Origin of the sequence: Marinobacter sp. (assembly GCF_041690615.1) — a bacterium.
GTDB lineage: Bacteria > Pseudomonadota > Gammaproteobacteria > Pseudomonadales > Oleiphilaceae > Marinobacter.
In genome coordinates, this window is record NZ_JAWLGY010000028.1 from 1 (window position 1) to 25761 (window position 25761).

Here is a 25761-nt window from a genome sequence, read left to right on the forward strand (position 1 = left end):
CCCGGGGGGGGGGGGGGGGGGGGTGGGGGCCGGCCCCGCGGCCAAACTCCGAAGTTGGAGTCTCCCCCTCACCCCCAGCCCCTCTCCCGCCAGGGGAGAAGGGAGCAGACCGGCGAGAGCTTTGCGGTGATTACAGTGCGTAAGAGCTCACATCCACCTTCGAGTAAAGCTCATCCCAGTACAGATCGGCAAGGTCGTCTACATTGTCGATGTCGCGGGTCAGTTCTACCCATTTGCCCAGCAATTCACGGAAAGTGCCAGCCAGTTCTTCAGCGTTTTCCATGCCGTGACGCTCCCTATAATTGGCGGCAATCTTTTCGATGTCACTGCGGACAAATTCACTCGAAGCCTGCTGCAGGTCTTCGGATGCTTCGTGCACAGTGATGCCATTACCGTCAGCGGCCTCGAGCTCTTTGGCGGCGCCTACCTGGTAATCCCAGCTGATCACCGCGCCCAGAACGGCGGTCGCCTTGAGCACATCGCGGCGCTGCTGTTCACTCAGGCCGGCCCAGACATCCCGATTGACGTTGTTGACCGCGGTGCCGCCATAGACACCTCCGGGGACCTCGGGAGTGACGTCTGTCACTACTTCCTTCAGCTTGAAGATGTCGAGGTCAACACTGGAACTGACGCTGCAGTCCAGTACACCCTGGTTCAGGGCCTCATAGGAGTCACTGACGGAAAGGGTAACCGGTGTAGCACCCAGGGACTCCGCCCAGCGAGCCCACTGGGGGCCGGCACTACGGATGCGCTTGCCCTGCAGCTGATCGAGGGTGGATACCTCTTTATTGCACAGTAGCATATAGTCAGAGCTGGCCGATGCGCCGGTGAAGACCTGGTTCTGGGCGGCAAATTCATCGACGCAGGTTTCACAATGGTTGAAGACGAACTCCGCCAGGGCGCCCACGTAGGCGAGGCCCGAATGGCTGGGCGGAACGTCCTCAAGATCCACCAGCATGCTCAGTTCGCCAGCCAGGTTGGCCGCGGGGAATTCACTGGGGTAGTAGGACAGCAGGACAAAACCTGAATCCGCCATGCCATCCCGGATACCCGGGGAGGTCTCCGAGAAGCTCAGCAACGAGCCGGCGTAGACCTTGGCCGTCATGTCGCCACCTGAGATTTCCTTCAGGGCTTCGGCAAAGCTGTTTGCAGCATCTGCACCAATGGAATTGGGCGGATATCCGGTAGCGTGGGAAATGGTATCTGCGGTCGCCGTACCAGCCATCAGCATGCCTGCGGCCGCGACGGACGTGAGACCGGTTCTGATCAGTGCTTTCATGGTGCTTGTCTCCGAACCGGGGCGCGACTGCTACAGCGCGCCACCGGTTATGTTCTTGTTGATAAGGATCGTGGTGTCCAATGTAGAGCGGCGACCGCCAGGAACCATCGTCTTTTAGGACGATTTGGCGGCCGCTGCTGGCTGGTCAGCCAATATTTCGGCCCTTGCCTTTCCAGTGCTCTTCCTTGATCTTGAATTTCAGCAGCTTACCGGCGCCGGACATGGGCATCTCGGTCCGTACCTCAAAGCTGCGGGGGCACTTGTAACCGGCAATGTGTTCCTTGCAGAAGCCAATAACATCAGCCTCGTCCAGCTCGTGACCGTCCCGCAGGACAATGGCCGCATGCACCCGTTCACCCCACTTCTCGTCGGGTACGCCGATGACGGCGCACTGGGATACGGCGGGGTGTTGCAGCAGGACATCTTCCACTTCCACGGAATAGACGTTCTCGCCACCGGTAACAATCATGTCCTTGATCCGGTCCACCAGGAACAGGTAGCCGTCATCACTCATGTACCCGGCATCGCCGGTGTGCATCCAGCCGTCGCGGATCGCTTCACGGGTCTGCTCTTCCTTGTTCCAGTAGCCTTGCATGACCATGGGTCCGCGAGCGCAGATCTCTCCAACCTGTCCACGCTCCACCTCATTATCCATTGGATCGACAATGCGAATCTCGGCGATGTGAGTGGGGTTACCGGCAGACATCAGCTTGTCGTGCTGGGCCGGGTCAGCGTGCACTTCCGGCAGCAGCATGGTGACCGTGGGCGAGAGCTCGGTCATGCCGTACATCTGCAGGAAATCCGCATTGGGCAGCTTGGCCATGGCCCGCTTGAGCAGGGCACTGTCCATGGGCGACGCCCCGTAGATCAGGCAGCGCAGGGAACGGGTGTCATGTTTTTCGAAGTCCGGGTGGTCCAGCACCGCCCGCAGCATTGTGGGCACCAGGAAGGTTTCCAGCACGGTTTCCCGCTCAATGGCCTGGATCACCGGCAACGGCTCGAAGCGTGGCAGGATGACGTGGGTGCCGCCACGGATGGCCAGCTGCACGATCAGGCCAATGCCCGCCACATGGAAGAAGGGCGCCGAGTGAAGACCCACAATGCGGTCGCGGCGGCAGGCCGGGATGACCGTGCTCAGGGCGCTCAGGTAAAGATTGCCGTGGCTGAGCATGACCCCCTTGGGCTTGCCCGTGGTGCCACCGGTATAGAGGATGCCGGCCAGGTCCTTGTCACCACGACCAGCATCCGGCACCGGGCTGGCACCGGCCATCAGGCTTTCCAGGTCTTCACAACCCTCCGGCGCTGTACCCTCACCCATATAGACTACGGTCTTGAGGGCAGAGGATTTCGCCTTTACCGTCTCGATTAACGGCGCGAACTCGTCATCCACGAACAGAATCTGCGTGTCGCAATCGTCCAGGGAGTAGGCAATCTCCGGGGCGCTCCAGCGAATGTTGACGGTATTGAACACGCCGCCACCCCAGAGTGAGGCGAAAACCGTCTCCATATAGCGGTCTGAATTCAGGCCGAGAATACCCACCCGGTCACCTTCGCCCATGCCGAGCTTCTGCAGCACACCCGCCAGGCGTGCAACCCGGTCGGTGAGCTGGGCCCAGGTCTGGCGGCGGTTTCCGAATACCACCGCCTCGTCATTGGGGTATTCACGAACGGCCTTATGGAGAAATTGCGTCAGGTACATGGGGGAGCTCTCTTGCTGTTTTTGTAAAGTCCTGGAACGGTTGGGAGTGATAGTGCCAAGGGGGAACGCAAACCGGCGTCGTCGGTACAGACGAAATTGGGGCGGGAATCAGGGAAGGGCAGGCAAAAAAGGTTGGGGAGCAATGCTTCCCCTTCTCTGACAGAAGGGGAAGCACCGACGATGGTGTATTACTGGCCGTACTGGCTGACATCCACTTTCGAGTAGATCTCTTCCCAGTACAGGTCCGCAAGGTCATCGGCATTATCGATGCCGTCCACCAGGCCGGCCCACTTGGTCAGCAGGGAGCGGAAACTGTCGATAACCAGGTCTGCACCCACAACGCCGTACCGCGCTTCATAGCGCTCTACAATCGTGTCCAGGTCATTGCGAATGAACTCTTCAGTTACCTGAACCAGCTCTTCGGAAGGCTGATGTACGGTGATGTCGCTGTCGCCAGCGTTCTCCATCTCACGGGTGGCACTGAGCTGATACTCCCAGCTGATGTCGGCACCGAGAACCGCCGTGGCCTTGAGCACATGGCGACGCTGCTCTTCCGTCAGGTTGTTCCAGACATCCTGGCTGACATTATTGACCGCAGTTGCCCCGTAGACACCACCAGGAACCTTCACGGTAATGTCGGAAGTCACTTCCTTCAGCTTGAAGATGTCCAGCTCCGTCGGAGAACTGAGGGTGCAATCCAGCACACCCTGGTTGAGGGCTTCATAGGTTTCGGCAATGGACATGGAGACCGGCGTAGCGCCGACCTTCTCTGCCCATCTCGCCCAGTGGGCGCCAGCGGTCCGGAAACGCTTACCCTCGATTTCCTCCATGGTGGTGACCGGCTGGTTGCACAGCAGGAAATAGGCCGTACTGGCCGAGCCACCGGTAAATACCTGGTTCTGGGCAGCAAATTCCTCGATGCACTCAGGGCAGTCGTTCATGATGAACTCGGACATGGCCCCTACATAGGCAAGTCCGGCGTGGCTGGGCGCCACGTCCACCAGTTCGGTCAACATGCTCAGCTCACCGACGAGGTTGGTGACCGGGAACTCGCTGGGATAATAGGACAGCAGGATAAACCCGGAATCGGCCATGCCATCCCGGATACCCGGCGAGGTTTCCAGGAAGCTGAGCAGCGAGCCGGCGTAAACCTTCGCTTTCAGGTCACCACCGGAGATTTCTTCCAGGGCCCTGGCGTAGACCTCGGCCGAGTTGGCACCAATGGAGTTGGGGGGATAGCCCGTTGCGTGGGAGATGGTGGTGGCGTTGGCGCCAGCGGCAAGCATCATGCCGCCCAGCGCCAGTGGCGCTGCGAATTGCTGAATGGCCTTGCTTACTGTCATGGGAACCTCCGGGTTCGAATTCGGCGCGTTTTGGTTGCAGCGCCTGTTTGTTGTTTTTTGAACAGCCTGCTTCAGCTTATTACTGACATCCTGAACCATCCCTCGTCGGATACGACGAATTATTGAACAGATAAAAAAAAACGATGCCGGCGAACCGGCATCGTTTTCGTTACCCGCTTCCGGACAGGTATTAATGCTTGTTCGGCCCCAGGTAACCGAACAGGAAGGCACCCACCTTGCGCTTCTGGATTTCCTCGGAGCCTTCGGTGATACGGTAACGTCGGTGGTGACGGTAGATGTGCTCAAACGGCTTGTGCCGGGAGTAGCCAATGCCACCATGTACCTGCATGGCCTGGTCCGCCGCCTCACAGCACAGCCGGTTGGACCAGTAGTTACACATGGCCACCTTGTCGGAGATCTGCTTGGCCACCTCCGGCTTGGACATCTGATCCATCTCCCAGGCGGTCTTGCGGATCAGCAGACGGAGCATCTCCACCTGGGTGGCCAGTTCCACCATGGGGAACTGGATACCTTGGTTACGGGCCAGCTCCTGGCCGAAGGGCTTGCGCTCACGGGCGTACTTCACGCTCTCGCGAATGCAGTAGTCCGCCGCGCCCAGGCTGGAGGCCGCCTGGCGGATACGGTTCTCATGGACAAAGTGCTGGGCGATAGCCAGGCCACCGTCCATGGGACCGAACACGGCAGAATCCGGCACCCAGACGTTGGTGAAGCTGACCCGGGGGTGGTCGGTGGGCATATTGAACGTCCACAGGTACTCTTCCACCTTCACCCCGGCGGCATCGGAGGGCACGATCAGCGCCGTGATCCCCTTTGCATCGCCATCCTTGCCACTGGTGCGCACGAAGGTGACACAGTGGGTGGCAGTATGCATGCCGGTGGTCCACATCTTCTCGCCGTTGACCAGCCAGCCGTCCACGCCGTCCCGCTTCTCCGGTACCGCGCGGGTTTCCATATGGGTGGCATCGGAGCCGTGATCCGGTTCGGTGAGGCCGAAGGCCAGCTGATATTCCTCATTGAGCATCTTGTCCACGAACTCGGCGTACTGCTCCTTGGTGCCGAAGTCCCGGAACAGCAGTACGAAGGGATTGTTGGCGACGATGGAGTGCTCGTTCTGCAGGTCGTTGTGCAGGCCGAGGCCCCTGGCGGCCAGGTGCTCACGGATCACGGTCATGGCCAGGTTGGAACCGTCCTTACCGCCGAACTCCGCCGGCAGCGGGAAGCGCAGATGGCCGGCCTCGTCCGCCACTCGCCGGGCCTCCTTCAGAAGGGCTTCCCACTCCTTGCGGGGCAGGCCGCCGCCCTCGAAATCGGTACGGGCCCATTCGCGACGATGATCGAAGAAGCGGATATTGTCGTCTTTCTGTTCCAGTGGCCTGATCTTCTGTTCGATAAACTGGTCCAGTTCGGCCAGGTAGTCCGTCAGTTCTTGTGGCAGGTTAAAATCCATCAGAGCTCTCCAGGGATGTTATAAAAAAGCTTTTACAAATGAGGGTGCTGCGGGGGTGTCGCCTCACGGAACTCGGCCCATTCCTCCCGGGCGCGCCGGTATCCGGAATATTTCGGCTGGTCTACTCCCACCTTTGCCAGGGTGGTGAGCCACAGGTAATCCCGCAGGCGGGGGTCGTCAGGCGTCAGGTTGCCTGAGGCAATCAGCTGACAAAGCTCGGCCGTCTGACCGGCCAGGGTGCCCTTCTTGCCGGTCAGCTGGGTGAGCAGTTCACGTTCATCGTGAACGCCATCCCTGCCTGCCTGTTCCAGGTGCCGACGGACGATGCCCAGCACATTGGTGGATACCCGCGCACGAAAGGCCCCCGCGGCATCCAGTTGTGGCATCACTTCGTCTTTCAGGAAGGCCTCCACGGAGGCCAGCAAGGCGGTGTTATCCGGTAAGTCCTGCATGGGAACGTTCTCCTCCAGGGTTCAGGCCGTTCAGGGGTTCAAGGGGACCAGCTCACGGAGCAGGTCCACCTCGGTTTCCGAGGCCCGGCGCCCGATAGCACCCCGTTCCGGGGAGGTGTCATGGCCGGCCACGAACGAAGCCGCCATGCTCTGGCACATGATGCCCCAGCGCAGGGTTCCCAGGATTTCCCAGAAACGGACACGCTTCGGATCTGGCCGCTGGCCGCTGGCGGCTTCATAACCATCAAACAGTTGCTCGCGGGTGCCGAAGCCACCGACCGGCCGGTCAATATTGCCGAAACGCCAGGAGTTCACGCACAGCCAGCCAAGGTCGGCCATGGGGTCGCCGAGGAACGCCAGCTCCCAGTCCAGCACCGAGGCCAGGCCACTCTCATTCACCATCAGGTTGCCGTGGCGGAAGTCACCATGAACCAGGGTCAGTGTCTTCGGCGTTTCCGGCAGGTTGTCCCTGAGCCAGCGAAAGGCCAGCTCGAAGACCGGTCGGGGTTCGCCATAACCCTGGTATTCCTGATACAGGCTTTCCACCATGTCCCCGGGCGTCAGGGAGTTGAGAAAGGTGAAATCATCCACCGGCAGGCGGTGGATGTCCGCCAGGACCTCCCCGCACTGGCGCGCCAGTACGTCCCGGGCTGCCACGTACTGCTCCCCTTTAAGGATTTTCGGCGGCAGGGTTTCACCCTCCACCCGGGCCATCAGGTAGCCATTGCCCAGCCCGTCACCTGGCTGCAGGATCTCGTGGACCCGAGGCACCGGTACACCGCCCTCCCCGGCCCGCATGACCAGGCGCGCCTCGTTTTCCAGCTGCATGACGTTTTCAGCATCCTGGTTCCAGCTACTCGCCTGGCGCAGGATCATGGGCAACCGATCCGTATCCGTTACCACATCGAGGGACCACATCTGCTGATTGGCGCCACCGGTGAGACGACTCAGGTTCTCGACCCGGGCACCAGGGTGCAGGCGTTGCACCACCCGGGTGAGCTTCTCGGCCATATCACCGCCGTTGGCGGGGCCTTGCAGGTCAGGTGCGGGTTCGGCCATGGCTTGGTCACTCTCTGCGTTTATGGTGGAAAACAGTCGGTCGGAGCCGGTTAACCAGTCACTTACCCTTGTTCTTGAAGCGGGCAATAGCCTCGCGGGATTCCTCGCTTTGCAGGCAACGCTTCTGCACGATCGCTTCCGCCTGGAAGATTTCATCATAGGAAGCCGTGGCCGCCTTACGCAGAAGTGCCTTGGCTTCAGCAGTGGCAATGGCCGAACGCTCGCACAGGGTAGCGGCAATTTCCGCGGCAGCCTGCTCGGTCTGATCCTGGGGCACTACGGTTCGGGCCAGGCCCAGGTCCAGGCATTCCCGGGCACTGATGGAGCCGCCCTCGGTAATCAGGGCGAAAGCGCGGTGGTAACCCAGGGTCTGGAAAAGCAGCCAGGTGGCGCCACCATCCGGTACCAGACCGATATGGCTGAAGGCCATGTAGATGCGCGACTCTTCCGCCATGACCACCTGGTCGCAGCTCATCAACACCGAGGCACCAACGCCGGCAGCAACGCCCGGGGCCACCCCGATCACCGGCTTGGGCATGTTCTGGATGGTATCCAGGATAGGTTTGTAGGACTCCAGCAACTGCTGTGTGACATCGGACTTGTCCGGAGAATTGTCCTCCATCAGGTCGGCACCCGCGCAGAAAGCGCGACCATTGGCGGCCAGCACCACGACCTTGATAGCGTCGTCATCGGCGGCCTGCCTCAGGGCAGCAGCCAGGTCACGACGCAGATCTTCATTGAAGGCATTGAGGGAGTCCGGGCGGTTCATACGGATCCAGGCCACAGCATCCCGGGCCTGGTACTCGACGGCGGTGTAGTTACTCATGGGGCGTTCTCCTTGTTTTTTTCCATCCTCGGCCTGAAGCGCTTTCGGGGCATCGTCTGAACCGACGAATCCGGTCGGGGGCGTGTTTTCGTCGCAAAGGACGATGTCTCCGGACGCTGGCTGCGTCACGGTGTCACGATCACAAAAACCACAAGAGGATTGACAACATGAGCGATTCCCCCGCACGTAACGTGCAGCAACTGTTCGACCTGAAAGGCCGTACCGCACTGGTGACCGGCGGCTCCCGGGGGCTTGGCCTGCAGATGGCCCATGCCCTGGGCGAGGCCGGTGCAAAGCTGGTGATCAGCTCCCGCAAGGAAGCCGACCTCAACGAAGCCGCTGAGGAACTGCGGGCGGCCGGCCACGATGTCACGCCCATCGTTGCCAACCTGGCCAACGAGGACGACGTTATCACCCTGGCCGACCAGGCCATTACCACCCTGGGCCATGTCGATATCCTGGTGAACAACGCCGGCGCCACCTGGGGTGCGCCCGCCGAAGACTATCCCATGGACGGCTGGGACAAGGTGATGACCCTTAACGTGCGCAACTTGTTCCTGCTGACCCGTGAAGTGGCGAAGAAGAGCATGATTCCCCGCAAGTATGGCCGCGTTATCAATATCGCTTCCAACGCCGCCATTGGCGGCAACCGGGACCTGATGACCGCGATCGGCTACAACACCAGCAAGGGTGCGGTGGTGACCTTCACCCGGGCCCTGGCCGCGGAATGGGGCGTTCACGGCATTACCGTCAACGCCATCGGCCCGGGTTATTTTCCGAGCAAGATGTCGAAGGGTCTGAAGGACCAGCACGGCGACGAAGGCCTGATCCGCAACGTCCCCCTTCGTCAGACCGGCGACGACGAGGCCCTCAAGGGCGCCACCGTCATGTTCGCCTCCGCCGCCGGCAAGCACACCACCGGCCAGGTTCTCTATATCGACGGCGGCTGTTCCGCCATGATCGCCGGATAAGGAGTTTCCATGAGTCAGTTTGAAACCATCACCCTCGACGTCGACGACGGCATTGCCACCATCACCCTCAACCGGCCCGACCGGATGAACGCCTTCACCCTGCAGATGATGGATGAGCTCATTGCGGCCTTCGACCAGACCGACGCCGACGACAACGTGCGCGCAGTGATCGTCACAGGCGCCGGCAAGGCTTTCTGCGCCGGAGCCGACCTGTCTGGCGGCGCCGACACTTTCGATTACGAGGAACAGAAAGGAAATGCACCGGACCCGCTGGCCAACGGCGTCAATCGCGATGGCGGCGGCATGGTATCACTGCGAATTTTCCGTAGCCTGAAACCGGTGATCGGCGCCATCAACGGCGCCGCAGTCGGTGTGGGGGCCACCATGTCCCTGGCCATGGATATTCGCCTGGCGTCGGAAAAGGCCCGCTACGGCTTCGTCTTCGCCCGCCGGGGTATCGTGCCGGAAGCGGCATCGTCCTGGTTTATCTCCCGGGCCGTGGGGCTTTCCACCGCGCTGAACTGGTGTATGAGCGGGCGACTGATCAACGCCGATGAGCTGGAAAGACGCGGCCTCGTCGAATCCGTCCATGCGCCGGAAGACCTCTACCCCGCCGCCGTCGCCATCGCCCGGGAAATCGCCGACAACACCGCCCCGGTATCCGTCGCCATGACCCGCCAGATGCTGTGGCGCATGGCCGGCGCCAGCCATCCCATGGAAGCCCACCAGCTGGACAGCCGTGCGGTGCAGGCCCGTGGTGCTTCTGCGGATGCCAAGGAGGGTGTGGCGTCGTTCCTGGAGAAACGGCCGGCGGAATATCCCAACAAGGTCTCTACCGACATGCCGGCGTTTTTTGACTGGCAGGGGGAGCCGGAGTTTCGCTAACAAACCGAGACTATAGGGCGCTTCGGTGGTGGGGAGGTCTTTCAGAGCAGGGGCAGGGATGCCCCGGAAGCGTTGGGGTGGCAGGACGCCCCTCCGACGCGGCGGCGAAAGACCTCCCCGGCGCGTCTTGCACCCAAATCCTGAACCTTTACCCACAGAAACCGGGTCGATGCTCCAAATCAAGCAATAACGAAAAAACCGGAGCACCCACTAAAGGTCTCCGGTGACAGTATGGTGGCTGTCTATCGCCTCCGCTCGAGGTTCGCTCGCTTTACAGGAGAAGACTCATGGCATGGACCTTATGGCTCTTCTGACACCCTGACCATCAGCTTGCCGTCGTTACCGCCGGTGAACAGCAGTGAAAGACCGTCCAAGGCATTATCCAGCCCCTCGACCACATGGTTCTTCCACTGAAGCTGATCCTTGCTGACCCACTCGGTCAGGGCCTCCAGGGCCTCGGGGAACCGCTTCTGATAGTCGATCACGATAAAGCCCTTCACCGTCAGGCGCTTCATCAGCACCCGCCCGAAGTCCTTCGGACCGGGCATCACGCCCTCATCGTTATAACGGGAAATCATGCCGCACAGGGAAAGGCGACCGTTGAGATTCAACCGGTTGTAGATGGCATCCATGATCTCACCACCCACATTCTCGAACTGGATGTCCACGCCATCGGGACACAGACGGTCCAGCGCTGAAGGCACATCCTCGTTGCGGTAATCAATGGCGCCATCGAAACCCAGCTCGTCGGTCAGCCAGCGGCATTTTTCGGGACCACCGGCAATACCGACGACCCGACAACCTTTCAGCTTGCCAATCTGACCAACGATGGAGCCCACAGCACCGGCAGCGGCTGACACCACCAGGGTCTCACCCGGCTGGGGATTACCGATATCCAGCAGGCCAAAATAGGCGGTGATCCCGGTCGAACCCAGCACCGACATATAGGCCGACAGGGGAATATCCGGATGCCGGTCCACCGGCCGCACCATCTTGCCATCGGCGACAGTGAAAGCCTCCCAGCCACCGATGACGGGTTTGACAATATCCCCGGCCCTGAAACGATCGGAACGGGATTCCTCGACTACACCCAGCGTGCCGCCACGCATGACATCACCCACCTGGACCGGCGGCAGGTACTGCTCGCGGTCGCTCATCCACAGGCGGTGGGTGGGATCCAGTGACAGGTAGATATTACGAATAAGGACCTGACCGTCCTGAAGATCCGGAACCGGTTGGGTGACCAGCTCCAGGTGCTCAGCGGTAATGTCCGCCTCCGGGCGCTTGCGCAGCACCCAGCGCTGGTTCTGACGCGTGTCGCTCATGGGAGCATCCTGTTGTTCTTGTATGTGATAACAGTTTGCGCCCTATGCACTATTCGGACATCGTCCGTTACGACGAATATGGGATTAGACGGCGGCGAAAGACCTCCCCAGCGCCGGGACGTCTTGCACCGCCATCGACACCTCTCTCAAGTCTGCACTACAGGCTCCGCCTCCGGCCCGGAAGGCGGTGGCGACTTCCGGTTACGTCGGTGCAGGGACCAGATCCGCAACTGCCCCACCACCCCGGCGGGGAAGAAGTACACACTGAGCACAAACAGCACACCAAACCAGAGCAGCCAGTGGTCCTCACCCAGCAGGTTCTCCACCAACGGAATCCCGGCGGTGTACTGCCCGACCCAGCCCAGCAGGTCCTGCAGGTAATTCTGCGCCAGGATGAACAACGTGCTCCCCACGATGGCGCCATACAGCGTACCCATGCCCCCGATAACGCACATCAGCAGGATAAACACCATCAGCTCGAAGTTCAGGGTATTCTCCGGGTTCACGTACCGGTTGATCAGTGCAAACCCGGCACCCGCCAGGGTCGCCACCAGGGCAGACAGGATAACCACCGCCGTACGGTAGACCACCGTTCGGTAACCCAGCGCCTCCGCCCGGAACTCATTCTCGCGGATGGCTTGCAACACCCGGCCAAACGGCGAATTCACCAGGCGCAGCAGGAACAGGAACACCAGGGTACTGGCACCGAACAGCACGTAGTACATGACCGTTCTGCCGTTCACCCGTACGTCAAACCGGGCCTCCTGCCACACCTGGCCCAGGTTCCAGGGTTCCGTGACCAGCCCTTTCAGCAGAGCCAGCACACTGATACCAGGCAGGGACTCGTCAAGCGGCCGGAACGCCGGCCCCAGATCACGGGGAACCCGCACCCTTAAACCGTCCTCGCCACCGGTGACATGGTAAAGCTGGGTGACCAGGCTGAGGAACGCAAAGGCCACCGCCAGGGTGACCAGGGCAAAGAAAATGGCTTTGACCCTGAGCGACAGAAGCCCCAGTAGCAACGCCAGTAAAAAGCTCAGGGCGAGGGCCCCAACAATGCCTGCTGCCACGGCAGCAAAGCTGTTGCCCATCACACCGATGGCCATCGCCACACCATAGGCACCAATACCGAAGAACATGGTATGGGCAAAGGAGACGATATGGGTGTACCCCAGCATCAGGTCATAGGCCGCCACCACCATGATAAAGACACAGATCATGCCCAGGGTGTTGAATGCCCGCACCCCGTCAAACAGAAACGGGCCCAGCGCCAGGCTGACCACGATAATCAACAGCACTGCGGTCAGTGGGCGGCTGCGGGGGTAATCACCAGATAACAGTCGGTTCAGCATTGTCTGGTCTCCTTAAACCTTGATAACCGGGATCAGGCCCTGGGGCCTCCACATAAGCACTCCGACCATCAGGCCCACAGTGGCCACCGCCGCCAGCCGGGGTTCGACGAAGCCGATATAGAGATTGATCAGGCCAACCAGCAGTGCGCCGTAGAAACACCCGCGAATGGAACCAAGGCCACCCAGAATGATGACCACGATGACGGAGATCATCATCTCGTCCCCCATATGGGGCGTCAGGAGTTCCTTGTACATGCCCCACATCACGCCGCCGAGGCCTGCCAGCGCCGAACCGGCAACAAACACACCCAGGAACAGCAGGTGGATTCTGTAGCCCTGGATTTCCACCATCTCGCGGCTTTCCACGCCTGCGCGGATCAGTATGCCGATCCGGGTACGGTCAATAACCCAGAGCATGGCGGCATAGATAGCCAGACCCAGCACCACGGCCAGCAGCCGGTATTTTTCGAGCACGATACCGCCGATCAGCGGCAATGCCTCCGGCACCATAAAGGCGCCGGCCAGGGCTTCGGGGCGATCCACCGGGATCTCGTTGGGCCCCCATATCACTTCGATCAGCTGCATCAGGATGATGGCCCCACCCACAGTCACCAGAATCTGCTTCAGGTGGTCGCCATACACCGGCGTGATCACGAACTTCTCGAATACCAGTCCCACCACCCCGGCGATAAACGCTGCGAACAACAGGGCAGGAATGATGGCCACCAGATTGGTCAGCAGGGACGGTGCGTCCGAGAAATCGTTCAGCCAGAACGCCAGTACAGTGCCCCCGGCAAAGGCTCCCAGAGAGATAAACGCCCCGTGGGCCAGGTTAAGCACGCTCATCAGGCCGAAGGTAAGCGTCATGCCGGACGCCATCAGGAACAGCATGCCGCCCATGGCGACACCACTGATGGTTAGCACCAGCCAGGTCTGGAAATTGATCAGCGCCAGGGAGACCAGCAACATGGCCCCCAACAGGAAAAGATGTGCCCGTTCATCCCGCAGGTGCCGCAGCCATTGGGCTGGACTCAGTCGTTGGCGGTCCGTTCCCGCATCCGACATCGGCATGGCCGTCGTCTCTTTGCTCATTGATGTTCTCCCAGTCCGAGGCCAAGCAGGTCCTGCTGCAACTCACTGTTCTCCGCCAGCTCATCCATGGTGCCGGCATGTACCACCGCGCCGTCGTTCATAACGGCCACTGTCTGACCAAGGCGTCGTGAGAAGTTGAAATTCTGCTCCACCAGCAGGATGCTCACCTGCTGCTCCTTCAGCTGTTCGAAGGCATCCGCCAGGTCATTGATAATGGCCGGCGCCAGGCCCTTGGTGGGTTCGTCCACCAACAGCAGATCCCTTGGCTCTATAACCGCCCGGGCGATGGCCAGCATCTGCTTCTGGCCACCGGAAAGGGTGCCGGCCGGCTTGTCCCAGAACTTTTTCAGGGGCGGAAACAGGTCAAATATCCACTGCAGCCGGGACTCATCCATGGGCCCGCTGACGGCGGCGAGTACCAGGTTTTCCCGTACGGTCAGCAGGCCGAAGATGCCCATGCTCTCAGGAACGAAAGCGATTCCGGCCCGGGCAATTTTCGGCGTCGGCCAGCGGCTGATGTCCTGGCCCTGGTAGGTCACCGTGCCACCGGTCAGTGTGGTCAGGCCCATAATGGTTCGCAGGGTGGTGCTCTTGCCGGCGCCATTACGGCCAAGCAGCACTGTCAGCTCGCCTTTCGGCACCACCAGGTCGACACCGTGGAGGATGTGGTACTGCTCGATGTCCGCCCTTACGCCGGACAGTTTCAGAATAGGCTCAGCCATTGGCCACCTCCGGCTGCTGATCCGGTGACGCACCGAGGTAGGCCTCCTGCACCACCGGGGACGCGATCACCTCCGCCGGTTCGCCATCCGCCACGAGCTCTCCGTTGTGCAGTACAACGATGCGATCAGAGAGTGACCGCACCACGTCCATCTTGTGCTCCACCAGCAGGATGACCTTGTCCTGCTGCTTCTTGATATCGGCGATCAGGTCGAGAATGACCGGCACTTCGTCGACGCTCATGCCAGCAGTAGGCTCGTCGAACATGAACACTTCCGGCTCCAGGGCCAGCATCAGGGCAACCTCCAGCTTGCGCTGGTCGCCATGGGGAAGGCCGGACACCAGGTAGCCTGCGCGGCTGGCCAAGTTGACCCGGGTCAGGTACTCCATGGCCCGGTCTGTCAGGTCACGGCGCTTGCTGGCCATCTGCCAGAACACATGGCCGATGTGATGGCGGGCAGCTACCGCCAGGCGCACGTTTTCCAGCGCTGTCAGATTGGGAAACAGGTTGGTCAGCTGAAACGCACGGCCCAGGCCCTTATCGGCCCGGCGCGCTGCCGTCAGGCCGGTCAGGTCCTCGCCCTTGAGGAGTACCTGGCCCGCAGTGGCCTTCAGCTGTCCGGAAATCAGGTTGAACCAGGTGGTCTTGCCGGCGCCATTGGGTCCGACAATGGAGGTCAGGGTCCCCTTGTGGAACTGGCAGGAGACCCGGTTGACCGCCACATGCCCACCAAAGTTGATGGTCAGGTCACGGGTTTCAAGCACCGCTTGTTCGGATGACATGAACAACTCCGGTTATAGGTTCGTACGCGTGCGGCCCCCGGAAAACCGGGGGCCGGGATGGCAGGGTTTGATCAGTTGCGGACCGGAATGTCCATTTCTTTCCGGTCAATGACCCGGATCAGCGTGGGCACACCCGCTTCCACGGTCCGGTCGTCAAACCAGTCGTCACGTTCCTGTACTTCAATCTCGAAGTGATACATGTCCTGCATGGCCTGATGATCCTCGGGGCGGATCTCCATCTCGCCTTTCGGGGTCTGGAAGACCAGGCCCTCGAAAGCCTCGATCAGGTCCTCGGTATCGGTGGAGCCCCCGGCCTCACGGATTGCCCCGGAAATGGCCATAGCCTGGGCAAAGCCCTGCGCGGTAAAGAAGTCCGGTGCAGCGTTGTGGCGTTCGAAGTGCTGCTCCACAAACCAGTCGTTGACTTCGTTATCCGGCGACTCGAAGTAATAGAAGCCAGCACCCTGCATACCGGGGAAGTCCGAGTAGCCCACCAGCGCCGCCAGGATATTGCCGCCGGTCGCCAGCTCGATGCCATGGCGTTGCGGGTTCAGGTCCTGGATACGGCCCAGCGGATTGGAGGAGCCTGCCCAGATGGCAAAGATGTGCTTGCCTTCTGAGCAGTCATCCCGGTCCTTGAGGGAATCGAAAAGTCGCTCAGCCGCAGAGGTGAAATCCGTGGCGTCAGTGGGCAGGTACTCTTCGTGTACAATCTGGCCACCAGCGGCCTCCATAGCCTCCTTGAACGCGGCTACACCATCCCGGCCAAAGGCGTAATCCTGTGCGATGGTGGAAACACATACACCTTCCTTGCCCAGTGCGACGGCATTGGAAACCGCATCCTGGGACGAATTACGGCCAACCCGGAACACGTAACGATTCCATTCAGACCCGGTGATCGCGTCTGCGACGCCCTCAGGCATGATGATCCGCTCGTACTCCTCGGCCAGTGGCAGCGTCGCCAGCGCAACCCCGGAAGTCACCGGCCCCACAACAATATGGGCATCATCTTCGGCATAGGCTTCTTCCACCAGGGAGCGTGCCCGCGCCGGGTCCATCTGGGAATCCTTGCGGATCAGCTCCAGCTTTCGCCCCTCGATTTCCATACTGCCATCGGTGGCGTATTCGAAACCCATTTTCAGACCAATGCTTAACTGCTCAGCATAGGGCGCGAGTGCACCGGTGAAATCTGTGACGTGTGCGACGCGGATGGAATCCGCGGCCTGTACGGAAACTGCCCCCATGGAAATGGCGGCTGCCAGCATAATGCGCTTCATAAGACTGTCCCCTGTTCTTGTTGTCGGGCTTTGCTGTTGATCGGGTGGCAGACCTGACGGGTACCAACACCCTTTGTAGTTGTTGCTCGACCTAAAATATGACAACTGATTCAGGTTTTATCAAGAATAAAATCCAGATTTTTGTCTATCGATCGATCGCAATGTGATAAAAAAATTTATCGCAACCATGCTGTAACCGCTGATATACGAAGATACGAGCAGCTTGACTCGCCTGAAAGGCTCTCCTAAATTAGTTGACGATCGATTCATGTTTCGTGATGATAAGTCACCAGGAACAGTCAACCCTCCACCCGGGGAGCGAACCACATTCCGTCTTGCCACCACCGACGCGAAAGGAACAGGCTGATGAGTACAACAACACAGGCCCCGCAGTCTCCGGGCGCACCGAAAACCGCCCGCGGCGCCCGCACCCGGGCAAAGATACTGGTCGCCGCGGAAGAGACGTTCGGCAACCTGGGCTACCACCGCGCCGGCGTGACTGACATCACCAGGGCGGCGGGCGTTGCCCAGGGCACCTTCTACACCTACTTCACCAGCAAGGAAGAAATCCTGCGGGAGCTGGTGATGGACCTGGGGCACAAGCTGCGAGCCCATCTGGCCGCCCAGGTGATCGGCACCAGTGACCGTCTCGAAGCCGAGGAGCAGGGCCTGCGGGCGTTCCTCCAGTACCTGGCTGACCACCCTTCCCTCTACCGGGTCCTGCAGGAGGCCCAGTTCGTGGATGAAGCCATCTACCAGGAGTACTACGAGACCTTCGCCCGGGGCTACACCGACATGCTCAACGCCGCCGCCCGCAAGGGCGAAATCCGCGCCGGTAACAACCAGCACCGGGCATGGGCACTGATGGGCCTGTCCCATTTCCTGGGGCTGAAATACGCCCTCTGGGATCAGCGAGCGAAGCAGGGTGACGGCGCCTTCGACCCCATCGTGGACACCATATCGGACCTGTTCCGTAACGGCCTGGCCCTGAACGGGAGGGACAAGGGATGAGTGCCAGCCCCTACCACCATGCTATCTATCGGGCGGAGAACGGAATTGGGCGACTGACCCTCAATCGGCCTGAACGGCATAATGCCCTGGTACCGGAACTGCTCGAGGACCTGAGCCGCGCCCTCGATCGCTGCCGCCAGCAGCCACCCCGGGTACTGGTTATCGATGCGGCTGGCAAATCCTTCTCTACCGGGGGCGACGTGGCGGGCTTCTACGATACTCCGAAACCGGAGCGCCATACCTACGCCAGCACGGTGGTAGGCACCCTCAACAAGGTGATCTGCCAGTTGCTGGCGCTACCGGTGCCGGTGGTCTCTGCTGTGCATGGCATGGTAACCGGCGGCTCTATCGGACTGGTGCTGGCCAGCGATATCGTGGTCGCAGGACCAAAAGCCACCTTCGCCCCCTGGTACACCGTGGTGGGTTACAGCCCGGACGGCGGCTGGACCGCCCTGCTTCCGGAACGGATTGGCCGTGGGCGTGCGCTGGACGTGCAGCTCACCAACCGTGCGATCACCAGGGAGGAAGCTCTGGAGTGGGGGCTGGCCCAGTACGGAGCCGCCGCCGGGGAAGAACTGGCCACTGCCCTTTCCATTGCCACCACCCTGACCAGCCACAAGGCCGGGAGCATTGCCCGCACCCTGAGGCTGAACCGGCCCGACCCACAACACACAGCCGTTGCACTGGAGCGGGAGCGCCAGGAATTCCTGGAACAGATCACCACCGATGAGGCCGACCTCGGCATGGCTGCATTTCTCGGGAGGAGTGCATGAACTGGTTTGACCTGGCGGGCCACCGGGCCCGCGTCACCCCGGACCGCCTGGCCCTGGAAGACCTTGCGTCGGGATCCTCGTATAACTACCGGCAGCTCAACGAACAGACCGCCCGGTTTGCGGCGGCCGCCCGTGGCACCTGGGGCCTGGGCGAAGGCGACCGCATTGCCTTCCTCGGCCACAGCCGGGCAGAGTTCTTCGTGATGCTCTTCGGTTGTGCCAAGGCCGGCCTTGTCCTGGTACCCCTGAACTGGCGCCTGGCCCAGCCCGAACTGGAGCAGTTAATGGAGGACTGCACCCCGGAGGTGCTGATCTTTGGCGAGGAGTTCACCGACAGTGCCCGCAAGCTGAAGGCGTCCGGGTACACCCGGGTACTGGTCGACCTCGACGGCAAGGCGGATGACTGCCGCCACTACGACAAGGATCTTGCGAACACCACACCGGACCTGCGGCCCCACCCTGACCGGGATCCGGACACCCCCTGGTACCTGCTCTACACCTCCGGAACCACGGGTCGTCCCAAGGGAGTCATCCAGACTTTCCGTATGATGATGAGCAACTACCTGAACATCGGGCTGGCGGTGGACCTGACCGGCCGGGACACCCTGCTCAATGTGCTGCCCCTGTTCCATACCGCCGGCATCAATCTGTACTCATCCGCCGTGTTCCTTGCTGGAGGCACGGTGCTGGTGGCCCGGACTTTCGAACCCGACCAGGCCATGGACGTACTGGAGAACCGCGCCACTATCTTCTTCGGCGTACCGGCGGTGTACCAGTCCATCCTGGAACACCCCGCGTTCAGCGGTGACCGGTTGCGCAATGTCCGCTCCTGGGGCTGCGGCGGCGCACCACTGGCCTTGCCGGTAGCCCGGCGGTTCGTCGAACAGGGCATCCGTGTGCGCACCGGCATGGGCATGACCGAAACCGGCCCTACTGTCTTCCTCCTGGACGAGGCCGACGTGCTGGACAAGATCGGCTCGGTGGGGCGCCCGCAACTGCTCACGGAAGTGCGCATCGTCGGCACTGACGGCAAAGACGTTGCTCAGGGAGAGTCCGGCGAACTGCTGATCCGTGGGCCCAACGTCACCCCCGGCTACTGGAACCGCCCCGATGCTACCGCCGATGCCATCGAACCGGACGGCTGGCTCCACAGCGGTGATGTGGCCCGCTGCGATGAGGACGGCTGTTATTACATCGTGGACCGCTGGAAAGACATGTACATCTCCGGCGGCGAGAACGTCTATCCCGCCGAGGTCGAGCGGGCCCTGGTGGAACACCCATCGGTCAGCGAGGTCGCTGTGGTGGGTGTTCCGGACGAGAAGTGGGGCGAAGTGGGCAGGGCGTTCCTTTGCCTGAAGCCCGACAGCCAGGAGCCCGAGCCAGACGCCCTGAACGCCTGGTGCCGGGAGCGCCTGGCCGGTTACAAGGTGCCCAGGTATTTCCAGTTTGTGGAAGAACTGCCCCGTAACGCGCTGGGCAAGGTTACCAAGCAGGTACTCAGACAGGACTGAACCATGAGTGATGCCAATATCCCCTGTGAGCAGAATTTTATGCTGACCCAGGAAGATTTCGACCGGTTCGCCAGACTCAGCGGTGACCACAACCCGATCCATGTGGACCCGGAGTTCTCCGCCCGCACCAGCTTTGGCCGCACGGTATCCCACGGCATGTTGCTGTTCAGCGTGGTCCGCAGCCTGCTTGCCCAGACCTGGCCGGGGTCGGTGCTCCGCCGCCAGAGCCTGATGTTCCCCGCCCCCGCCTACGCCGGCGAACCGCTGGAGTTGGTGGTGGAGCAACGAAATGCTGAGGGAAACCGTCTGGTACTGAAAACCACCATCACCCGACCGGACGGAGAAACCTGCCTGACCGGCGAGTGCGAACTGACCTTGCCCGAAAAGGAGGCATCATGAACCTGGAACGCTTTGATGCCCTGAAGGAGGGAGAGTCCGCCAAGCTGAACCGGACCTTCACCGCGGAAGATGTCCGGGAATGGTGCGAGCTTTGCCAACTCGACCAGGATTGGCCGGGCGTGCCTGAACCACTGATTGCCGGTCTGTTCTCATGCCTGCTGGGAGAAGACCTGCCCGGCCACGGCACCAACTACCTGAAACAGGCCATGACCTTTCACACCGCCGCCGACACCGGTGAGCCCCTGCAGGCCAGCGTGACCATCAGCCGTCTGCGGCGGGACAAGGCGCTAGTGAACCTGACAACCGTCTGTACCGGCCGCGATGGCCGCCTGATCTGTGAGGGCGAAGCGCTGGTTCTGTTCCAGCACTGACCCCGCCCGCACCGGAGCAATCTGATGACCGACGTACACCCCAACCTGCGTGCCTGGCTTGACCAGCTCAACCCCATGGTCGCCGAACAGAAGGCCCGCGGCGTGGAAGCCACGCCCCAGATGGTCCGGGACAGCCTGGCCGGTCTGACGACCGCCTTTGTAACGAAGGCACCAGAGCTGCCACTGGTCCGGGACCTCCTGGCAGAAACTCCGGAGGGCCCGGTACCGCTGCGGCTCTATCACCCCCAGCCGGATACCGCCAGACCCGTCATGCTGTTCTTTCATGGTGGCGGCCACATGGCCGGTAGTGTGGAAGTCTACGACCCCATTGCGCGCAAGCTGGCCGAGGCCACCGGCATGCTGGTGCTGTCGGTGGATTACCGGCTGGCGCCGGAAACCCCTTATCCGGGCGGACTCAATGACTGCCTGAATGTTTCCCGCCAGGTATGGACGTTACTGGAACAGGCGCAAGTCCCGTTCAAACGTCAGCTGGTGCTGGCCGGCGATTCCGGCGGGGCCACCTACGCGGCTACCGTCAGTCATAAACTGGCGGGAGACCCGGGCCTGAACCTGACCCACCAGGTACTCATCTACCCGAGCCTGGACTATACCATGGACCACCCGTCCATCACCGGGCACGGAGAGGGTTACCTGCTGGAGGAACCCCGCATTCGCTGGTATTTCGACCATTATTTCGCCAACGGCGAAGACCGCCGTGTCGCCTCACCACTGCACATGCCGGTACCCGCTGACATGCCCGCCACACTGGTTATCACCGCCGGGTACTGTCCCCTTCACGATGAAGGTGTGGCCTATGCCCGCAAGCTTGAGAGTGCCGGTGTCGAGTGTCATCTGAAAGACTACGCTGACATGATCCATGCCTACCTCAACCTTGAGGACCTCGTGCCGGAGGCGTGTTCGGATACTTATAACCTGATCGACGAGTTTGTTGGTCAGTAACAAAAGACCACCCCCACCCCGGAGCCCGAACTCTGCAGACGGGCCTCTTGCGCTAAAACAAAATAGCCAGACCGGAATCCCGGCCTGGCCTTCGTTTTACATCGCAGGACTGGCTAAGCTACTTCCCTATCCCCGGCAGGAACAGAATGATATCCGGGAAGGTCATCAGCAGGAACAGCACGAACAGGTCCATGATGAGGAACCAGAAGATCCCCCGGAACACCTGCGCCGTGGTGACCAGCTTGCCTACCACACTCTTGATGACGAACACGTTCATGCCAATCGGTGGCGTGATCATCCCGATCTCCAGCAGCTTGGTCAGCACCACACCGAACCACAGCAGGCTCAGGCCCAGGTTGTCGATGATCGGCAACACGATGGGCAGGGTCAGCAGCATGGCGCCAATGGGCTCCAGGAACATACCCAGCAGCACGTAGATCAGCACGATGGCCAGCAGGATGACCACGGTGGAAGCGTCCAGGCCGATAATCCAGTCGGACAGGAAATCACCAGCGCCGGAGAGGGCCAGGAAGCGGGTCAGCAGGCTGGCACCCACAGCGATGATGATCAGCGCACTGGTGGTCAGCAGGGTTTCCAGTATGGCATCCCGGAACCGCTGCCAGGTCAGACTGCCCTTGATGGCAGCCACCACCAGTGACAGGAAGGCGCCCACGGCACCGGCCTCGGTCGGGGTGAAGACACCACTGAACAGACCACCGAAAATGCCGATCATGATCAGGATCACCGGCCAGGTGTCCTTCAGCGCCCATACCTTGTCGGCAAACGGGATCACCTCGTTGGTGTCCGGCGCCAGTTCCGGGTTCAGTTTCACCCGTATCAGCACCACGGCGATGTAACCAAGGGCGGTGAGGATGCCCGCAGAAATACCACCAAGGAACAGCCCGGTGATGGATTCCTGGGCGATGATGCCGTACAGGATCATGATGATGGAGGGCGGAATCAGCGCCCCGATAGTACCCGCAACCGCGACGGTGCCGGTGGCCAGCTCCGGGTTGTAGCGATACTTCACCATCTCCGGCACCGCAATCCGCCCCATGGCCGCCGAACAGGCCACCGAGGAGCCAGACACCGCCGCAAAGCCGGCGGAACCAAAGATGGCCGCAATCGCCAGCCCCCCGGGGATGCCCGAAAGCCACATTCGCGCCGCCCGGAACATGCCCTGGGTCAGCTGGGTGTGATAGCAGATAAAGCCCAGCAACAGAAACATGGGTACCGAACTGAGCACCCAGTTGGCGGCGAACTGGTATGGGATAATGCCAATGGAGCCCCAGGCAACATTGAAGCCCATCAGATACCACAGGCCACCAAATGACACGCCAATCAGGGTCACGCCGATGGGGATGCGCAACGCGATCAGGAAGATAATCAGACCAAGACCGGTGAGGCCAATCTGTACGTCACTCATTATTGTTGTTCCTCATCCGGCTTGGGGTCGATAAGCTCATCGGCCTTGGCACGCTCGGTGTCCAGGCCACTCTCACCGGGCAGGAAGCTGTTGATCAGCTTGTACAGCACGACGAGCACCATCAGTGCACAGCCCAGGGGCAGCATGTAGTAGGTCACCCAGATGGAAATGTCGGAGTTGCCCTGCACAATGGAGGCGCCCATGGAGAACTTCTTCTGGGCCTCACCGAAAGTGCGCACGGCCAGAAAACCGAACACCGTCAGCGAGCACAACATGGCCAGCCGCTCGAGGTTGTGACGCATCCACGCCGGCATACGCTCGGTGATGACCTCGACGGAGATATGTGCATCCTTCTGCTCCGCAAACGCCAGCGGAATAAAGGCTGCAATGGACATGTAGTAGTAGGAAACGATGGTGATGGTGCCCGGAATGGGCTTGTTGAAGAAGTAACGACCAACCACATCGAAGGTGATGTGGAACATCATCAGGGCGATGGCCAGGCCGCCGATGATGGATATCACGTTGGTTATCTTTGAAAGAAACCGACCGATTGCAAACATGGTGCAACCTCCTCGCCCCTGGGGGCTGATTGTTATTGTATGGCTGCGCGCGGAGGGGACGGGGGCGGCCCGAAACGGCCACCCCCAGACCGTCAAAGCCGCTCGATGATGGTTACGTTCGCCATGCCGCCACCCTCACACATGGTCTGCAGGCCATAGCGTCCACCACGGTCATGGAGAGCGTGAACCAGGGTGGTCATCAGCTTGGTCCCGGAAGCCCCCAGCGGGTGCCCCAGGGCAATGGCGCCGCCATTCACGTTCATGCGCTCGGGATCAGCGCCGGTTACCTGCAGCCAGGCCAGCGGTACCGGAGCAAAGGCCTCGTTCACTTCGAACAGGTCAATGTCGTTGATGTTCATGCCGGTTTTCTTCAGCGCTGCCTGGGTGGCCGGTACCGGCGCTTCCAGCATGATCACGGGATCGTGACCGATTACGCTCATGTGGTGAATGCGGGCCAGCGGCTCGACACCCAGGGCCTTGAGGCCCTTTTCGCTGACGATCATGACCCCAGTGGCACCGTCACAGATCTGGCTGGCCACAGAGGCGCTGATATAACCCCCTTCCTGCAGCGGCTTGACGGCGGCGATGCCTTCCAGAGTCGCGTCAAACCGGATGCCTTCGTCCACCAGGTGCATTTCGTCCTGCAGCCCCCCCTCAGCGAGGTTGGCCTGGACCGGCACGATTTCCTTCTTGAACTTGCCGGCTTCGGTAGCCGCAATGGCTCGCTTGTGGCTTTCCAGGGCGAACTTGTGCAGGTCTTCCCGGCTGAAACCGTATTTCTTGGCCATCATCTCGGCGCCCATAAACTGGCTGAATTCGGGCACGTCCGGATAGCGCTCGCGGATGTTGGGGCCCATGTAATGCTCGGCCATGTTGGCTTTCTGGGCCAGGAACAGGCTGGAGCCCATGGGCGTGCGAGTCATGCTCTCGACACCGGCCGCGATGACCACGTCCTGGGTGCCGGACATCACCGCCTGGGCAGCGAAATGGATGGCCTGCTGGGAGCTGCCACACTGACGGTCTACCGAGGTGCCAGGTACAGATTCCGGCAACTTGGAGGCCAGTACCGCGTTGCGGGCGATATTGGTGGACTGCTCACCCACCTGCATGACACACCCCATGATAACGTCTTCGATCAGAGCCGGGTCTGCATCGACGCGGTCTACCAGGTCGTTCAGCACAAACGCGGCCAGGTCGGTGGAGTGCCAGCCTGAAAGGCGGCCACCACGGCGGCCGCCAGCGGTACGTGATGCGGCGACAATATATGCTTCTGCCATTTTACTATCCTCTTTTTGGCCGCCCTGCGGCGCATATGATTCAGCTACGGTCCGGCCAGTTCAGTACCGGATTGTGCCGGAACGTGTGGCGCCATTCTTGCGTTCACACACTGCCCCGGCGTCGTCGAAAACGACGAAATGTGGTGCCTGCTGCCTTAGCGGGGCGCCATACGAATGGCGCCGTCCAGGCGAACACTTTCGCCATTGAAGTAACCGTTGGTGACCATCAGTTCCACCACAGAGGCAATCTCGTCCGGCTCACCCAGACGTTTGGGGAAAGGCACGGAAGCCGCCAGCGCTTCTTTGACGTTATCCGGAAGGCCGTTCATCAGCGGCGTGTTGATCAGCCCCGGCATGATGGTATTGACCCGCACGCCCTCGTTCATCAGGTCCCGGGCCATGGGCAGGGTCATGCCAACCACACCGGCCTTGGAGGCGGAATAGGCAGCCTGGCCGATCTGGCCATCCTGGGCGGCGACGGAAGAGATGTTGACGATAACGCCGCGCTCTCCGTCTTCCATGCCGTCGAGGCTCAGCATACCGGCTGCGCTCTTGGCGGCGCAACGGAAGCTGCCGATCAGGTTGATCTGGATGATCTTTTCGAATTCAGACAGGGGGAAGTGCCTGATCTCGCCAGTCTGCTTCGCCCGACTCGCCGTCTTGTGGGCGTTTCCTGTACCAGCACAGTTCACCAGGATGCGCTCCTGGCCAATGGCAGCGCGGGCCTTTTCGAGGCCAGCGTCGACCGCTTCTTCAGAGGTCACGTCCACCTTGCAGAACACGCCGCCAAGCTCGGCAGCGATGGCTTCACCGCGCTCCTCGTTGAAGTCAAAAATCGCCACCTTGACGCCGGCAGCCGCCAGGCGACGGGCCACCGCCTCGCCAATACCGGATGCACCGCCAGTTACCACCGCACTGATAGAAGAATCGAGCTTCATAGCG

Annotated in this window: 25 protein-coding genes; 8 read left to right on the forward strand and 17 right to left on the reverse strand. The window is 61.1% G+C overall.

The genetic code is table 11. The annotated features are described in order from the left end of the window. Positions 1-130: 130 nt before the first annotated feature. The 7 genes from ACESMZ_RS15620 to ACESMZ_RS15650 form a co-directional block, all read right to left on the reverse strand. On the reverse strand, positions 131-1279 hold the full coding sequence (locus ACESMZ_RS15620) for a C4-dicarboxylate TRAP transporter substrate-binding protein (protein WP_372972930.1): 1149 nt from the start codon (positions 1277-1279) through the stop codon (positions 131-133). Between the two features lie 145 nt (positions 1280-1424). Next, positions 1425-2978, reverse strand: coding sequence for a long-chain-fatty-acid--CoA ligase (locus ACESMZ_RS15625; RefSeq protein WP_372972931.1), 1554 nt, complete (start codon positions 2976-2978; stop codon positions 1425-1427). Between the two features lie 188 nt (positions 2979-3166). Continuing rightward, the gene (locus tag ACESMZ_RS15630; protein WP_372972932.1) at positions 3167-4321 is read right to left on the reverse strand and encodes a C4-dicarboxylate TRAP transporter substrate-binding protein; all 1155 of its coding nucleotides are present in this window, start codon (positions 4319-4321) and stop codon (positions 3167-3169) included. 190 nt (positions 4322-4511) lie between these two features. Then, a complete protein-coding gene (locus ACESMZ_RS15635) occupies positions 4512-5789 on the reverse strand; it encodes an acyl-CoA dehydrogenase family protein (protein ID WP_372958741.1) in 1278 nt (425 codons plus the stop codon). Between the two features lie 32 nt (positions 5790-5821). Then, entirely contained in the window at positions 5822-6241 is a 420-nt protein-coding gene (locus tag ACESMZ_RS15640; RefSeq protein WP_372958740.1) for a DUF6285 domain-containing protein, read from the reverse strand. A 30-nt stretch (positions 6242-6271) separates the two neighbouring features. Continuing rightward, a complete protein-coding gene (locus tag ACESMZ_RS15645) occupies positions 6272-7300 on the reverse strand; it encodes a phosphotransferase family protein (protein WP_372972933.1) in 1029 nt (342 codons plus the stop codon). Positions 7301-7358: 58 nt separating this feature from the next. After that, complete coding sequence (locus ACESMZ_RS15650) at positions 7359-8126, reverse strand: enoyl-CoA hydratase/isomerase family protein (protein ID WP_372958738.1); 768 nt, start codon at positions 8124-8126, stop codon at positions 7359-7361. Between the two features lie 167 nt (positions 8127-8293). On the opposite strand from ACESMZ_RS15650, the gene ACESMZ_RS15655 reads away from it, so the two are divergent. Both ACESMZ_RS15655 and ACESMZ_RS15660 read left to right on the forward strand, forming a co-directional pair. After that, the gene (locus ACESMZ_RS15655; RefSeq protein ID WP_372958737.1) at positions 8294-9097 is read left to right on the forward strand and encodes an SDR family oxidoreductase; all 804 of its coding nucleotides are present in this window, start codon (positions 8294-8296) and stop codon (positions 9095-9097) included. Between the two features lie 9 nt (positions 9098-9106). Then, positions 9107-9982 (forward strand): crotonase/enoyl-CoA hydratase family protein, encoded by an 876-nt coding sequence (locus tag ACESMZ_RS15660; protein WP_372958736.1) that lies wholly within the window; start codon positions 9107-9109, stop codon positions 9980-9982. Between the two features lie 299 nt (positions 9983-10281). Here the strand turns inward: ACESMZ_RS15660 and ACESMZ_RS15665 are convergent, their stop codons facing one another. From ACESMZ_RS15665 to ACESMZ_RS15690, 6 genes are all read right to left on the reverse strand, one after another. After that, complete coding sequence (locus ACESMZ_RS15665; protein ID WP_372958735.1) at positions 10282-11307, reverse strand: NADP-dependent oxidoreductase; 1026 nt, start codon at positions 11305-11307, stop codon at positions 10282-10284. 146 nt (positions 11308-11453) lie between these two features. Next, the gene (locus ACESMZ_RS15670) at positions 11454-12659 is read right to left on the reverse strand and encodes a branched-chain amino acid ABC transporter permease (RefSeq protein WP_372958734.1); all 1206 of its coding nucleotides are present in this window, start codon (positions 12657-12659) and stop codon (positions 11454-11456) included. 12 nt (positions 12660-12671) lie between these two features. Next, positions 12672-13751 (reverse strand): branched-chain amino acid ABC transporter permease, encoded by a 1080-nt coding sequence (locus ACESMZ_RS15675; RefSeq protein ID WP_372958733.1) that lies wholly within the window; start codon positions 13749-13751, stop codon positions 12672-12674. Next, on the reverse strand, positions 13748-14473 hold the full coding sequence (locus tag ACESMZ_RS15680; RefSeq protein WP_372958732.1) for an ABC transporter ATP-binding protein: 726 nt from the start codon (positions 14471-14473) through the stop codon (positions 13748-13750). Before ACESMZ_RS15680 ends, ACESMZ_RS15675 begins: the two co-directional genes overlap by 4 nt. Continuing rightward, positions 14466-15254, reverse strand: coding sequence for an ABC transporter ATP-binding protein (locus tag ACESMZ_RS15685; protein WP_372958731.1), 789 nt, complete (start codon positions 15252-15254; stop codon positions 14466-14468). The genes ACESMZ_RS15680 and ACESMZ_RS15685 overlap by 8 nt, the downstream gene beginning before the upstream one ends. Before the next feature lie 71 nt (positions 15255-15325). After that, positions 15326-16531 (reverse strand): substrate-binding domain-containing protein, encoded by a 1206-nt coding sequence (locus ACESMZ_RS15690; RefSeq protein ID WP_372958730.1) that lies wholly within the window; start codon positions 16529-16531, stop codon positions 15326-15328. A gap of 366 nt (positions 16532-16897) precedes the next feature. Between ACESMZ_RS15690 and ACESMZ_RS15695 the strand changes: the two genes are divergently transcribed. Genes ACESMZ_RS15695 through ACESMZ_RS15720 form a run of 6 tightly spaced genes read left to right on the forward strand, consistent with a single transcriptional unit; the run spans position 16898 to position 21556 of the window. Then, entirely contained in the window at positions 16898-17542 is a 645-nt protein-coding gene (locus ACESMZ_RS15695; RefSeq protein WP_372972934.1) for a TetR/AcrR family transcriptional regulator, read from the forward strand. After that, entirely contained in the window at positions 17539-18315 is a 777-nt protein-coding gene (locus ACESMZ_RS15700; RefSeq protein ID WP_372972935.1) for an enoyl-CoA hydratase/isomerase family protein, read from the forward strand. The genes ACESMZ_RS15695 and ACESMZ_RS15700 overlap by 4 nt, the downstream gene beginning before the upstream one ends. Next, complete coding sequence (locus tag ACESMZ_RS15705; RefSeq protein WP_372972936.1) at positions 18312-19826, forward strand: acyl-CoA synthetase; 1515 nt, start codon at positions 18312-18314, stop codon at positions 19824-19826. Before ACESMZ_RS15700 ends, ACESMZ_RS15705 begins: the two co-directional genes overlap by 4 nt. A 3-nt stretch (positions 19827-19829) precedes the next feature. Beyond that, a complete protein-coding gene (locus tag ACESMZ_RS15710) occupies positions 19830-20225 on the forward strand; it encodes a MaoC family dehydratase (RefSeq protein WP_372972937.1) in 396 nt (131 codons plus the stop codon). Beyond that, positions 20222-20596, forward strand: coding sequence for a hypothetical protein (locus ACESMZ_RS15715; protein WP_372972938.1), 375 nt, complete (start codon positions 20222-20224; stop codon positions 20594-20596). Before ACESMZ_RS15710 ends, ACESMZ_RS15715 begins: the two co-directional genes overlap by 4 nt. Before the next feature lie 24 nt (positions 20597-20620). Next, positions 20621-21556: an alpha/beta hydrolase gene (locus tag ACESMZ_RS15720; RefSeq protein ID WP_372972939.1), complete on the forward strand. Its 936-nt coding sequence runs from the start codon at positions 20621-20623 to the stop codon at positions 21554-21556. Positions 21557-21674: 118 nt separating this feature from the next. On the opposite strand, the gene ACESMZ_RS15725 is transcribed toward ACESMZ_RS15720, so the two are convergent. The 4 genes from ACESMZ_RS15725 to ACESMZ_RS15740 form a co-directional block, all read right to left on the reverse strand. After that, positions 21675-22982 carry a TRAP transporter large permease gene (locus ACESMZ_RS15725; protein WP_372972940.1) on the reverse strand — a complete coding sequence of 436 codons (1308 nt, stop codon included), beginning with the start codon at positions 22980-22982 and terminating at the stop codon, positions 21675-21677. After that, on the reverse strand, positions 22982-23542 hold the full coding sequence (locus ACESMZ_RS15730) for a TRAP transporter small permease (RefSeq protein ID WP_372972941.1): 561 nt from the start codon (positions 23540-23542) through the stop codon (positions 22982-22984). The genes ACESMZ_RS15725 and ACESMZ_RS15730 overlap by 1 nt, the downstream gene beginning before the upstream one ends. Positions 23543-23634: 92 nt before the next feature. Further along, entirely contained in the window at positions 23635-24819 is a 1185-nt protein-coding gene (locus ACESMZ_RS15735; RefSeq protein ID WP_372972942.1) for an acetyl-CoA C-acetyltransferase, read from the reverse strand. 155 nt (positions 24820-24974) lie between these two features. Beyond that, entirely contained in the window at positions 24975-25757 is a 783-nt protein-coding gene (locus ACESMZ_RS15740) for an SDR family NAD(P)-dependent oxidoreductase (RefSeq protein WP_372972943.1), read from the reverse strand. Positions 25758-25761 lie beyond the last annotated feature (4 nt).